Origin of the sequence: Sorangium sp. So ce119, from assembly GCF_051524405.1 — a bacterium.
GTDB lineage: Bacteria > Myxococcota_A > Polyangia > Polyangiales > Polyangiaceae > Sorangium > Sorangium cellulosum_G.
In genome coordinates, this window is the sequence record NZ_CP150310.1 from 9,711,040 (window position 1) to 9,724,068 (window position 13,029).

At 75.2% G+C, this 13,029-nt stretch carries 7 protein-coding genes; all 7 read left to right on the top strand.

The features are described 5' to 3' along the window. Positions 1–216: 216 nt before the first annotated feature. The 7 genes from WME76_RS36725 (at position 217) to WME76_RS36755 (ending at position 12,798) form a co-directional block, all read left to right on the top strand. A complete protein-coding gene (locus WME76_RS36725; protein WP_437956846.1) occupies positions 217–3,693 on the top strand; it encodes a protein kinase domain-containing protein in 3,477 nt (1,158 codons plus the stop codon). Next, positions 3,690–6,776 (top strand): hypothetical protein, encoded by a 3,087-nt coding sequence (locus WME76_RS36730; protein WP_437956847.1) that lies wholly within the window; start codon positions 3,690–3,692, stop codon positions 6,774–6,776. The genes WME76_RS36725 and WME76_RS36730 overlap by 4 nt, the downstream gene beginning before the upstream one ends. Then, on the top strand, positions 6,776–7,393 hold the full coding sequence (locus WME76_RS36735) for a hypothetical protein (RefSeq protein ID WP_437956848.1): 618 nt from the start codon (positions 6,776–6,778) through the stop codon (positions 7,391–7,393). Before WME76_RS36730 ends, WME76_RS36735 begins: the two co-directional genes overlap by 1 nt. Before the next feature lie 164 nt (positions 7,394–7,557). Continuing rightward, complete coding sequence (locus WME76_RS36740) at positions 7,558–8,088, top strand: hypothetical protein (protein ID WP_437956849.1); 531 nt, start codon at positions 7,558–7,560, stop codon at positions 8,086–8,088. Between the two features lie 203 nt (positions 8,089–8,291). Next, positions 8,292–9,437 carry a tyrosine recombinase XerC gene (locus WME76_RS36745; protein ID WP_437962195.1) on the top strand — a complete coding sequence of 382 codons (1,146 nt, stop codon included), beginning with the start codon at positions 8,292–8,294 and terminating at the stop codon, positions 9,435–9,437. Beyond that, complete coding sequence (locus tag WME76_RS36750) at positions 9,434–11,749, top strand: sulfatase-like hydrolase/transferase (RefSeq protein WP_437956850.1); 2,316 nt, start codon at positions 9,434–9,436, stop codon at positions 11,747–11,749. The genes WME76_RS36745 and WME76_RS36750 overlap by 4 nt, the downstream gene beginning before the upstream one ends. Before the next feature lie 422 nt (positions 11,750–12,171). Then, positions 12,172–12,798 (top strand): hypothetical protein, encoded by a 627-nt coding sequence (locus WME76_RS36755; RefSeq protein WP_437956851.1) that lies wholly within the window; start codon positions 12,172–12,174, stop codon positions 12,796–12,798. Positions 12,799–13,029: the final 231 nt, after the last annotated feature.

The window sequence follows — 13,029 nt, forward strand, 5'->3', positions numbered from 1 at the left end:
CTGCGTGCGTGAGCCACACACGCCTTCCGGTCACCGCACGGAGCGCTTCTCCCACCTTTCTTCCGTGAGGGCGGACGACCTTGTCATGGTTCGCGCTTGAACGGGAACCATGTATGCTCGCCCTGCTCCATTCGCCTTCTGCCGCGCACGGCGCGGCCTCCGTTCGCCGCCCGGTCTATGGCCCCGCTCGATCCGCACGCCGAGGAGCCGAACCTCGTGGACACAGCCGCTGCGCGGATCGGGACAGCCCTGAACGCCAAGTGGCGGCTCGACGACCTGCTCGGGGTCGGCGGCATGGGCGCTGTGTTCGCGGCGACCCACCGCAGGGGCTCGCGCGCCGCGGTGAAGGTCCTCCACATCGAGTTCGCCCGGAACGCCGAGCTGCGCGACCGTTTCCTGCGCGAGGGCAAGATCGCGAACCGGGTCGATCACCCCGCGCGCGTCGCCGTGGTCGAGGACGATCTCAGCGATCGGGGGGAGCCGTTCCTCGTGATGGAGCTGCTCACCGGCACGACGCTCCAGCGGATCGCGAGCAGCGCCGGCGGCACCCTCCCCGTCGCGCAGGTGCTGCCCGTCTTCGACGTCGTGCTCGACCTGCTCGAGAAGTGCCACTCGATCGGCATCGTCCACCGCGACATCAAGCCGGCGAACATCTTCGTCACGAGCGCCGGCCACGTGAAGGTCCTCGATTTCGGCATCGCCCGGATGCGCGACCCCGAGCGGCAGGCGACGCGGGCCGGGCTCACGTTCGGCACCCCGGCGTTCATGTCGCCCGAGCAGGCCATGGGCGTGTCGGGCATCGACGGCCGCTCCGATCTCTGGTCGGTGGGCGCGAGCCTGTTCACCCTCCTGTCGGGCAAGCGGCTCAACCGCGGGCGGAGCGAGTCCGAGTCGTATTTCCTCGCGGCGACGCAGACCGCGCCGTCGATCGCGACCGAGGTCCCCGACCTGCCGGTCGAGATCGTGGCGTTGGTCGACAAGGCGCTCGCCTTCGAGCGCGGGAGCCGCTTCCAGAGCGCCGCCGCGATGCGCGCCGAGCTCCGCCGGCTGACCGCGGCGCACGCCGCCGGCCAGCTCACGCCGTCGCGCGAGAAGAAGGCGCCGCGCGTGCTCGTCCGCGGCAACGACGCGATCGACGAGGACCAGGAGCCGCCGTCGGTCGCCCTGGTCGAGCAGACGTGCCAGCGGCTCGTCGGCGTGTGGAAGCAGCTCGCGCTCGTGCTGAGCAACATCCGTCAGTACGGGTGGAACCACCCGCACGTGAACAAGGGCATCCACTTCGCGTTCGACGAGATCACGCGCACGCTGGCGCAGAACCCGCTCGGCGTCCGCTGGGAGGTCACCCCGAGCGCGTTCACCTCCGGCGGCCAGCCGATCTGGCAGCCCGACCGGCCGCCGTTCGACCGCATCCCCTACCAGCTCTTCGCCGACGGCGTCCGGAAGATCCAGATCAAGCCCGGCGTCACCGAGGCCGAGCTCCGCGACTTCGCCGCCATCCTGCTCCGCGACCAGAGCTTCGGCATCGGCGAGGACGACGACGCGGTGACGGCGCTCTGGGATCGCCGCTTCGAGCACATCGCCTACATGGCGATCGACCAGTTCGCCGCGGGCGACGTCGACCCGGAGGAGTTCGAGGAGGAGTGCCGCGAGATCGCGACCGGGGCGCGGGCCCTCGCGCAGATCGAGAGCCTCTGGGACGAGAGCTCGCTCGCGGGCAGGGCGCTGCAGAGGAACGTCGAGGCCGCGCTCGCCGAGACGGGGGCGGCCGCGTCGGCGCTCGCCATCGACCCGCTGACCCGGAGCACCCTCGGCGCCCAGATCGCGCTGCCGGCGGAGCAGTGGAGCGAGCGCTACATGGAGGCGTTCGTCGATGGCTACGTCGACGCCGTCCGGCACGGCGACCTCGACCGGCTGACCACGGCGCTCACCGCGTGGACCGCCGACCAGATCGTCCTGCACAGCTACGAGATCGCGTTCGAGGTGCAGACGATGCTCCGGCGCGCGTTCGCCGCGCGCCTCGACGGCGTCCAGCGGAGCGCGCCCGGCGCGGGGGGGAGGCACGGGGCGGCGATGCCGCCGCTCTCGCTGCGCTCGGTCGACCGGGCGCTCGCGCACGCGATGTTCCCGGTGGAGGCGCTGCGGGCGATCCTCGACGACCTCGCGACGGCCCACCCGGAGGAGGCGGCCGCCGCCAGCGTGGGCACCGCGGCGCACGCCGGCGCGGCGGCGCACGCCGGCGCGGCGCAGACTGGCGCGGCGGCGCAGGCCGGCGCCGGCCGGGGCGCGGCGCAGGCCGGCCCGGGGCGGAGCATGGCGCCGCTCGACCCGGCGATCGTCGAGGGGCTGGCCCACGCGCTCGACGCGCTCGGGGACGGCGCGCTCTTCGGCGCCGTCTGCCAGTGTTACAGCGCCGTGCAGTCCGAGCGCCTGCGCGAGGTGCTGTTCGCGTACCTGCGGCGGTGGGCGCCCGGCCGGGAGGCCGAGCTCGGGGACCTGCTCTCGCGCGCCCCGGCCCCCCTCGCCCTGACGCTCATCCAGCTCCTCGCGCAGCTCAGGACCCCCGAGGCGCTCGCCGCGCTGGAGGCGGGCTTCGCGAGCCCGCACGTCGAGGTGCGCATCAGCGCGCTCGCCGAGCTCCCGGACGCCGCGGGCGGCGAGGGCGCCCCCGCCGGCGCCGCGGCCGAGCGCGTCCGCGAGGAGCTCCAGAAGCTGCTCGACGACCCCGCCCCGCCGGTGCGCCGCGAGGCGCTGCGCCTCATCGGCAAGCTCGGCGTCCTCGCCGCGGGGCCGACGCTCGTGCGGCGGATCGTCGCGCCCTCGTTCCATGAGCTGCCGGCCGCCGAGCGGCGGCAGTGGATCGAGACCGTCGCGCTGCTGAACCCCGCCCGGGCCGAGAAGCTCGCGATCGAGCTGCTGGAGAAGCGCCAGCTCATCCCGTCCGAGGCGATCGAGCAGACCCGCGAGCTCGCCGCGCACTTCCTCTGCCAGGCGCGGAGCTACGAGGCGCTCCGCGCCGTGAAGGAGGCGACCAAGCCGCGCTGGTGGAACACCCCGCCGGTCCGCGACGCGGCCGCCCGCGCCGCGGTCGCGATCGCCGCGCGGCTCGTCGCGCCCACCCGCCAGAGCGATCGCCCGCCGTCGACCGCGTCGCTGTCGCCGTCGTTCCCCGACGCGAGCGCGCCGCCCTCCCGCGCCGCGCGCTCGTACTCGCCCGTCTCGGTCCGGCGCGTGGGCCCGGCGACCGGGCCGCTCAGCCTGCCGGAACAGCTCGAACCGTGGAGCACCCCGCGCCCGGGCTCGGCCGTCCCCCACGGCGGCTCGGCCGGCCCCCACGGCGGCGACGCGGGGCGGCCCGCCTACCGGCCGCCGATGGTGTCGCCGGCGCCCGGCTCGATCGGCGCCGCCTCGGCGCCGCCCACCTCCGTGCCGTTCAGCCGGCGCATGTCGCCGCCCTCCGCGGCCGCGGCGTCCACCCCGACCGCCGCGCCGCCGCCGTCGATGCCCCGCCCGGGCTCGCCGTTGTCCCCCCCTGCCCCGCCCTCCGGCGCCCCGCCGTACAGCGTACGACAAGGCCCCGCGTCGCTCCCGCTCAGCTCGTCTGGCCGCCAGGCGATCGAGCCGGCGCCCGGCAGCGCCGTGCCGTCGACGAGGCCCGCGCCGTCGCCGTCGCCCCGGGGCGGGAGGAAGCCGTGAGCGAGGAGAAGGCGAACCTCCACGAGATCACCGGCGAGACGGCGATCTCGGGCGTGAAGGCCGACGTGCGGCGGCGCGCGGCGCTCGGCCTCGTGCAGATGATCTACCGGCTCGCGAAGGCGTGCCTGCTGCACAGCGACTCGAACCAGGCCGTGCTCTCGCTCGTCCCGTCGGCGATCGACAGCATCGTCCAGTACTGCGAGCTCTCGGGGACCGAGGCCGCGACGCTGGTGTTCGCGGGCAACACCCTCTTCCTCAACGGCCAGATGCTCCGCGCCTCGCGCGAGACGTACGAGATCGCCCTGGAGCTCGGCAGCTTCTTCGAGGCGTGCGACGTCTCCGAGCTCGTGCTCGAGAAGACGGTCCGCCGCGCCGAGCTCGCCGCCTTCGCGCGCCTCCTCGCCGACGCGCAGCGCGACCGCAGCATCGCCGCGCGGCTGCTCCAGTCGAACCTGCGCGGCGTCCGCGTCCGCAAGCTCACGAACCCGTTCCCCGCCGGGGCCATCGAGGGCGACGGCACGCGCATCGGCCGCATCAGCCGCACCTACGCGGCGGCGATCCTGGTGATGCGCTCGTTCTACGCGGCCCTGCGCGCCGCGGAGCCGGCGCTGCCGCAGCGGGTGAAGCGCGTCGCGCAGAAGCTCGTCGCGGCGGCCGAGGAGGACGCGCGCCTCTTGCTCGCGGTCGCCGCGGGCAAGGTCGCCGACCCGGACGAGGCGGGGCTCAGCGTCTCGACGGCGATCGTCGCGCTGGGCGTCGCCCGCCAGCTCACGACCGACCGGCGGATGCTCGGGAGCCTCGTCACCGCGGCGCTGCTCTACGACGTGAGCCGGCTGCGGCTCACGGGGGCGCTCGCGGGCCCGGCCGACGGCGAGGAGCCGGCCGCGCGCTCGCTGCTCGAGCGCAGCCTGAGCGACGACGAGAAGGAGCGGCTGCCCGCGAGCGCGGCCGTCATGCTGACGGCGCTCGGCAAGCTGCACGCGCCGTCGATCACGCGCACGGTGATCGCCTACGAGGCGCTCGGGCTGCGGCCGGGCGGGCGGCAGGGCGCGCTCTACGGCGGCCGGCGCAGCCCCACGGTGCTCGCGCGGATCCTCGCCGCGGCCCGGCAGTTCACGGAGCTCCGGGCGGCGCCGTTCCCGGCGCTCGACGGCGGCTCGAGCGGCGGATCGAGCGGCGGCTCGTCGCTCGACGCCGTGCTCCAGCGGATGCTCGCGGGCGCCGAGAGCGCGACCGACAGGGCGATCGGCAAGCTGCTCATCGGCGCGCTCGGCATCATCCCGACCGGGACGTTCGTCCAGCTCAGCACCGGGGAGCTGGGCGTCGTGCTCTCGACCCCCTCGTCGCCCGCGCGCTTCGCGCAGCCGCCGGTGCGCGTGCTCTTCGACGAGCAGGGGCACCTCCTCGGCGCGCCCTTCGACGTGGATCTCGCGCAGCGGGCGCCGGGCGCGGAGCCGTGCTTCATCGTGCGTCCGGTCGAGGTGGAGCCGCACCACGAGCGGGCGATCCGCGCCGCGTTCGGCTTCCGCTCCGGCAGGGGCGCGGCGGGCGTGGAGTCGCGCGTCACCGCCGTCGCGCCGGTCCTGTTCGGCGACGAGGTCCCCCCGACCGAGCCGGGCGACACGCTCGCGCCGCGCGCGATCCGCGCCGCGGAGGAGGGCGCCCGCGCCGCCCAGGCGCGCAAGGAGGCCGCGTGGCTCGGCAGGCCGCTCGCCGGCTCCGCGCACGCCGCGCCGCCCCCGGTCAGCGTGCAGCCCCGGCAGCCTGCGCCGGCGGATCGTCCGCCGCCGGCGGAGCGCGGTCGCAACGAGAACCTCATCTCGACGCAGCCGCCCCCCTCGACGGCGGCGGCGAGCGCGGCGACCGCGGTCCCGCCGCCGCCGCGGCTGCCGCGGGACTCGCGGCCGTTCGGGCAGGTCCCGTCGACGAGGTACGCCGCGCCCCCGGCCGAGCCGACGCGCCCGTCGCGGCGCCTCGAGCGGCGGGACGACGCGCCCTCGCGGGATCCGGGCGTGGGCCAGCTCCCGACGATCGGCCCGCCCGCGGCGTTCCCGGCGTCGCGGAGGCCGGGGGACGCCCGGCTCGGCCCGACGACGCGCCGGTCGGATTCCCGAGCAGATCCGGAGAGTTGGGACTGGGACGACGAGCTGCCCACCATCGATCCGCCGGCCCCGCCGCCGCCGCCGACCTCGCGGAGCCCCTCCTTTGCGCCCGAGCGTCCCCCGAGCAACGTGCCAGGCCGCCCGTCGAGCCATGCGCCGGACCGGCCCCCGAGCCACGCGCCGGATCGGGCGTCCAGCCCCACGTTCGCGCCTCCACCGCTGGACCGCACGTCCAGCTCCAACCTCGCGCCCAGTTACCCGCCGGACCGCGGCTCCAGCTCCGGCCTCGCGCCCGGCCGAGGCCCCGGTTACCCGCCCGACCGCGGCTCCAGCGCCACCCTCGCGCCCAGCCGAGGTCCCGGTTACCTGCCCGACCGCGGCGCCAGCGCCGGCCTCGCGCCCGGTTACCCGCCGGACCGCGGCTCCAGCGCCACCCTCATGCCCGGGCGCGCTCCTGGCCTGCCGCCGGACCGCCCCACCACCCCGAGCTTCGCCGCCGGGCCAGATCCCGGCCACGCGCTGGACCGGGCGCTCGGCTACGTGCCGGAGCCTGCCGCCACCGAGCGGAACGCGCCGCGGGGGCTCTCCAGCGCCGGGGCCGCGATGACCCTGGAGGAGGCGGACCTGACCTGGACCGACGACCTGCCGACGCTCGACCCGCCGCCGCCGCCGAGCACGGAGGAGCTGGAGCGCGACCGCCTGCTCGCGGCCTACCTGGCGGAGCGCACGCCCTTCCCGGAGGCCGGTCTGCACGAGTGGAGCGCGACGTCCGGCGCAGCGCCGGGGCTGACCGAGGCCGACGTGGACGGCAGGTGGCGCGGCGGCTCGCCGTCCCAGCACGCGCCCGACTCGCGCGCGACGCCGCCGATGAGCTCCAGCCCCTTCGGCGCCACGCGGCGCCCGCCGCGCGCGCCCATCCCGCGGGAGGAGCCGGACGAGGACACGGGCGACCCTCCGACGTCGGAGAGGCGGGATCGCTGATGGCCTGGCCGGGCCGCCCGGGGGCGCCGCGTCTCGCGGGGCCTGCCCTCGTCGCGCTGCTGCTCGCGGCGCCCGCCTGCGGCGACGAGCCCCCGCCGGACCCGTGCAAGCTCGGGTACCTGGGCGAGGAGGGCGCGGACATCCAGATAGAGGTCATCGCGCTCGACTCGAGCGGCGTGGCGCGCCCGGTGAGCGACGGCGACGGGGTCGACATCATCATGCCGCCGCAGGGAGGGCGGGTGATCTTCCTGGGTGTCCGCGCGACGAACCTGAGCGCCTGCGGCGTCAAGCTCTCCGGCTCGCTCCGCGACACCGAGTCCGGGCGGGTCATGTCCGAGGCGAGGACGGTCAACCTGAGGCCGACCGGCGACGGCTGGGGCGCGAGCGTGGACGCCGACATCTCGACGTTCGCGAACGTGGGAGTCTGCCCGAACAACTGGTCCGGCCGGAACATGTTCGATGAGGACTACGAGATCGTCGTGCAGGTGACGGACAGGGACGGCCGGAAGGTGGAGCAGGTGAGACAGGTGCGGCCGGCGTGCAACGAGCCCGAGTTCGAGGTCGAGTGCCGCTGCGTCTGCAAGCACGGGTACATCCTCGGCGAGGCGTGCGGGTAGGTCGTCGCTGCGAGCCAGCGATGGACTGGCTGCTTCGAGAGATCGACGCGCCGATATAACGATTTCCAGATGCGCCGGCCTATCAGCACGTAAGCTCCGGAGCGGCACAACACCACGGCAAGACACGCTGGTTGCCGTGAATGCGCTCTGCTACTGCGCGCCGCGTGGGGCAGCCGGACCAGTTCGCCAAACGCACCTTCTCCGATCCTTTCCTGTGGATCGCAGCGAACGATCTGCCGTTGCGAGACGAGCTCGTGCCCTTCCTGGTGGCCCGCTCAGGACGGGCGCTCGACGAGTTTGCCCGATGGGTCGCGCCGCGAATGCCGCTCGCGTGGGTGCTCGGCATGGTAAGATTCACTGCGATGTCAGCGACCGTCCGCGAGGAGCTGCTGTGGTGGGTTGGCAAGGGCGAGGACCCGGAGGTCAAGGCGCGAGAGCGCGAGATCCTTCAGGCGCTGCTCGGCGCGAACCCGGACGTGCAGCAGAAGCTCGTCGAGAGGGGCATCGAGAGGGGCATCGAGAAGGGCCGCGTCTCCGAGGCCCGCAGCGCGCTGCGGAGGGTGCTCGCGCTGCGGCAACTCGCGCTGCGGCCCGAGGAGGACGCGCGCATCGAGGGCTGCGCCGAGCTCGCTGTGCTGGAACGGTGGCTCGAGCGCGCCGTCACCGCCGCGACGGCGGCCGATGCGCTGACGTGATCGCGCTGCCCTGACGGAAGACGCCTCGCGCGCGCGCCCCTGCAGGCCGTCGTGGCCCACCGCGAGCGGCGCACGGCTCACGGTCGCCAGCACGGTCCGCTGCGGCCGCCACGGCCTGGCGCTCGCCTGCCGCGGGGCACCTCAGCTCGACCGCCGGCGAGTCTTTGCCTGCCGCCGCGTCCTGGTGGTAGGGCAAACCCGTGATGCACGCGCGGCGGAGCGGCGATCGATCCGGCGGGACCACGCTGGAGCAGGCGATCGCGCGCTTCCTCACCTACCTCACGGCCGAGCGCCGGGCCTCGCGCCACACGGTGGACGCCTACCGGCGCGACCTCGAGCAGCTCGCCCGCTTCGCCCGCGAGAAGGCGGCCGCGAACGCCGAGGGCCGCCCGGCGCCGGCGCGGGGCAAGGGGAAGACCGCGGGGAAGGCTCCGGCCGCAGGCGGCACCCAGGCTGCCGACAAGGCCCAGGCCGCCGGCAACGGCCCGGCCGCCAGCAAGGCCCACGCTCCAGGCGAGGCCCCCGCCGCCGGCGAGGCGGCGGCCGCGGGCGAGGCCCCGGCCGTCGACGGCCTCGACGTGCTCCTCCTGCGGAGCTGGCTGGGCTCGCTCGCGCGGACCCACGCGCCCGCCTCGATCGCGCGCAAGGTGGGCGCCGCCCGCGCCCTGCTCCGGTACCTGGAGCGGCGCGGCGAGGTCGACAAGAACGCGGCCGCCCAGCTCGCCCTGCCCAAGGTCCGGCGGCCGCTGCCGACCTTCCTCGACGTCGACGCCGCCGCCGAGGTCATGGAGATCCCCGGCGCCGAGACGGCCGAGGGGCTCCGCGACCGCGCCATCCTGGAGACCCTCTACGGCGCGGGCCTGCGCGTCTCCGAGCTCTGCGGGCTCGACCTCGCCCACGTCGACCGACAGCCCAGCAAGGCGTCGGTGCGCGTCATCGGCAAGGGCGACAAGGAGCGGATCGTCCCGCTGGGCTCCCACGCCCTCGCCGCCATCGAGCGCTACCTCGAGCGGCGCGCCGAGCTCGCCGATCCGACGACCGGCGCCCGCGACCCCCGCGCCCTGTTCCTGTCCCGCCGCGGCGCGCGCATCGGGGTGCGCCGCGTCCAGGCGCTCGTCCAGCGCTACGGCGCCCTCGGCGCCGGCCGCGCCGACCTGCACCCGCACGCGCTCCGGCACACCTGCGCGACCCACCTGCTCGACGGCGGCGCCGACCTCCGGGCCATCCAGAAGCTGCTCGGGCACGCCTCGCTCGCCACCACGCAGCGGTACACGCACGTCTCGATCGACCACCTGCTCAAGGTCTACGACGCCGCCCACCCGATGGCGCGCAAGCGGAGCCCCTCGTGAAGCGGGCCCAGAGCTCGCCGGGACCCGCCGTCCCCACGCTGGCCCGCGCGTGGGCGGGGCGGCTCGCCACGAGCGCGCTCGGGGCCAGCGTCTTCGGCGCCCTCGCCGCGTCCCTCGACGCCGGGTGGGCCACGGCCGGCACCGGCGACGACTCCGCCTTCCAGCTCGCGACCTACCTCGCCGACATCGGGGTGTTCGCGCCGGTCGCGCTCGCGGTCGGCCTGCTCGGCGGCGCCGCCGCGATCGTGGTCGACCCGTCGCGCCCGCCGTCGCCGGCCACGCTCGTCGCCTCGCTGCGCGTGCGCGCGATCGGCCGGCCCGCCGACATCGCGGCGTTCGTGCCGCTCGCGGTCCTCGCGGCCTTCCTCTGGATGACCCTGTGCGCGCACCTCGCCCGCGCGCTGCTCGGGCTCGAGGCCGCCCCCCTGCTGGTCGGCACGGCCGTCGCCGCGGGCGCGCTCGGCATCGGCCTCATCGCGGGCCTCGCCGTCCTCGCCCTGACGCCGCCGCTCCGGCGCGCGCTCGCCAACGCCAGCGACGGGCGCCCGGCCTGCGTCGACCCGGCGGTCACCGGGGGCGTCGCGCTCGGCGTCGCCGCGTCCCTGTTCGCGCTCGGCGTCGCCACGGGCGGCGTCTCCGGCGAGGGCGGGTTCCTCGGCATCTACGGCGTCTTCAAGCGCCCCGAGCTCGACCTGCGCGCCCCGGCGATCCTGCTCGTCGTCGCGCTCGCCGCCTTCCTCGCGCCGGCCGCCATCCGGACGGTGCGCGCCCCGCTCGCGCTCGTCCTCGCGCTCCTGCCGCTCGCGCTCACCGCGCGCGCCGCCACGTCGCTCAACGCCCAGCCCGCGGTGGGCCAGGCGCTCGAGCGCGACGCGCCCGTCGGCGGCAAGAGCCTCGCGGTCCTGCGCCGCGCCGCCGACCGCGACGGCGACCGCGCGGCCGCGCTCTTCGGCGGCGGCGACTGCGACGACCGCGACGCGCGCGTCCACCCGCTCGCCGAGGAGATCCTCGACAACGGCGTCGACGACGACTGCACCGGCGGCGACCTGACCGCCGCGGCGCTCGCCCTGCTCGCCCCCGCCCCCACGCCGGCGGCGCGCGCCGACGCGCGCGGGTCGTCCGCGGCGCGGCTCCCGGCGGACCTGAACGTCGTCCTCATCACGATCGACACGCTCCGCTGGGACCTCGGCTACGCGGGCAACCCGCGGCCGGTGTCGCCGAACCTCGACGCGCTCGCGGCGCGATCGACCGTGTTCGAGCGCGCGTACGCGCTCGCGTCCTACACGGGCAAGAGCATCGGCCCGATGCTCATCGGCAAGTACGGGAGCGAGACCCACAGAAACTGGGGTCATTTCAACAAGTTCAGCGAGGAGGACACCTTCGTCGCGGAGCGGCTGAAGGGCGCCGGGGTGCGCACGATGAGCGTGCACGGGCACCGGTACTTCGGCAGCTTCGGCGGGCTCGATCGCGGCTTCGACGTGGTGGACATGTCGGCGGCGCCGCCCGAGGGCGCGCCGTGGGACGTCGACAACAAGGCGACGAGCCCCGCGCTCACCGACGCCGCGCTCCGGCTGCTCGCGTCGCCCGAGAACACGGGCGGGCGCTTCTTCCTGTGGGTCCACTACCTCGATCCGCACGCCGACTACCTCCGGCACGACGACGTGCCCGACTTCGGCGCGAAGTCGCAGCGGGACCTCTACGACGGCGAGGTGGCCTTCACGGACAAGCACATCGGCCGGCTGCTCGACGCGATCGCGGCGGCGCCGACGCTCGCCGCGCGCACGGCGATCGTGGTCACGAGTGATCACGGCGAGGCGTTCGGGGAACACAAGATGTTCCGCCACGGCTTCGAGCTCTGGGAGGAGCTCGTGCGCGTGCCGCTGCTCGTCCACGTGCCGGGCGCGACGCCGTCGCGGGTCTCGGCGCGGCGCAGCCTGATCGATCTCACGCCGACGCTCCTCGAGCTCATGCGGGTGCCGGGCCCGGGCGAGGGCGCGCCGGCGACCGACTTCCTGTCCGGCGCGTCGCTCCTGCCCGACGTGTTCCTCCCTCCCGGCGAGCAGGCGCAGGCGCGCGACGTGCTGATCGACATGCCGGCCGGGCCCTACAACGACGCGCGGCGGTCGTTCATCCGCGGCGACATGAAGCTGACGATCTCGGGCGGCGCACGTTTCGAGCTGTACGACCTGGCGAGCGACGCGGAGGAGCGGAAGAACCTCTGGGGTACGCCGGCGGCGAAGGAGATCGAGCCGTACTACGCGGCGCTGCGGGCGCGCCTCCGCGAGATCCAGGTGACCGGCGCGCGGAAGTGACCGGCGCGACGCCCGCTCGCCGCGCACGCCGTCCAGGGACAGGCGAAGGAGCGCCAGGACGTCCCTGGCCCGTCACCTCTCGTCCCGGACGGCGATCTCCGTGTCCCTGACGCGCCAGCTCTCGTCCCGGGCGACGATCTCCGTGTCCCTGACAGCAGCGCTACCTCGTCCCGTCGACACGTTTCCGTGTCCCTGGCGGCCATCTTCGTGTCCCTGACGGCAACCTTCGTGTCCCTGGCGGCGATCTCGCCAGGAGGCCCGGCGTCCGCTCGAGTCCATTCCGGAGCGACGCCGTCTGACCTCCTGCGCCGAGGAACCGCAAAGCCCGTTGACGGGCGCAGCCTTTCGAGAGCTCGCGCGGCGCCGCGGCCAGCAGGTTCCCGTCGCGAAGGACAAGGCGCGATCTTTGCGTGTGTACCAGCATGGCAAGACACACGCTCTTCAGCTTCGGGTTCGTGGCCGCCGCGCTCCTGGTGGCCGCATGTAGCGACGATAAGGGCGGGAACAACAGCGCCACCTCGGGGCCGGGCTCCACGAGCAGCGCATCGGGCGGCGGGGGCGGCAGCGGCGGCGGAGGGGCCCCCGACGACAAGGATCCCGCCGAGGTCACGTCGGCCGACGACTGCTTCTACGACGGCGCAGGCGGCGCCAACGCGTTCCGCTGCTCGGCCGCGACGATCGAGCTCGCCGAGCCGGTCCCCGTCGCCGCGCTGACGTTCGTCGTCGAGACCAGCGAGGGCGACGTCTTCGATGTCGCCAGCACCAGCGAGGACCAGCCGCTCGGCGTCAGGGTGGAGGTCGACCAGGGCGGCGGCGGGGGAGCCGGTGGCGGCGGGTCGGGGGCGGTCGCGACCGCGCTCGTCGTCTACGTCGACAGCCCGCCGCCGCACTACGAGCCGGCGTGGATCGACGTCCAGGTCCGCGTCGACGGTGAGCTCGTGGGCGAAAAGCGCTTCGAGGAGCTCAAGTTCGCCTGCGTCGCGCACTCGTCGGACGACTGGTGCTGGGAGTCCGAGCCGGTCACCCTGCCCATCGACGCGATGGATTGACCGAGTCGAGCGGCGCGCAGCACGGCGGAGAGCGCCTGTCGCGCGCTCCACCGTGACAGCGACCAAGGTGGACGCGGCGAGGCGCTCGCCCGCTCCCCGGCGCCTTCGTTGCGTGTCCTCGGCGCAGCGTCCTGGTGTTGGAGAGCCGTCCCCAACATCAAAGGCTGCGTGCTCGTCGGCCCACGACATCGCGACCACGTCGCCGCACGATTCGCCCTCCCCATCCGACAC

Excerpts from the sequence above, each read along its gene's own strand:
- WME76_RS36735 (WP_437956848.1), top strand. The coding sequence starts at position 6,776 with ATGGCCTGGCCGGGCCGCCCGGGGGCGCCGCGTCTCGCGGGGCCTGCC.
- WME76_RS36745 (WP_437962195.1), top strand. The coding sequence starts at position 8,292 with ATGCACGCGCGGCGGAGCGGCGATCGATCCGGCGGGACCACGCTGGAG.
- WME76_RS36755 (WP_437956851.1), top strand. The coding sequence starts at position 12,172 with ATGGCAAGACACACGCTCTTCAGCTTCGGGTTCGTGGCCGCCGCGCTC.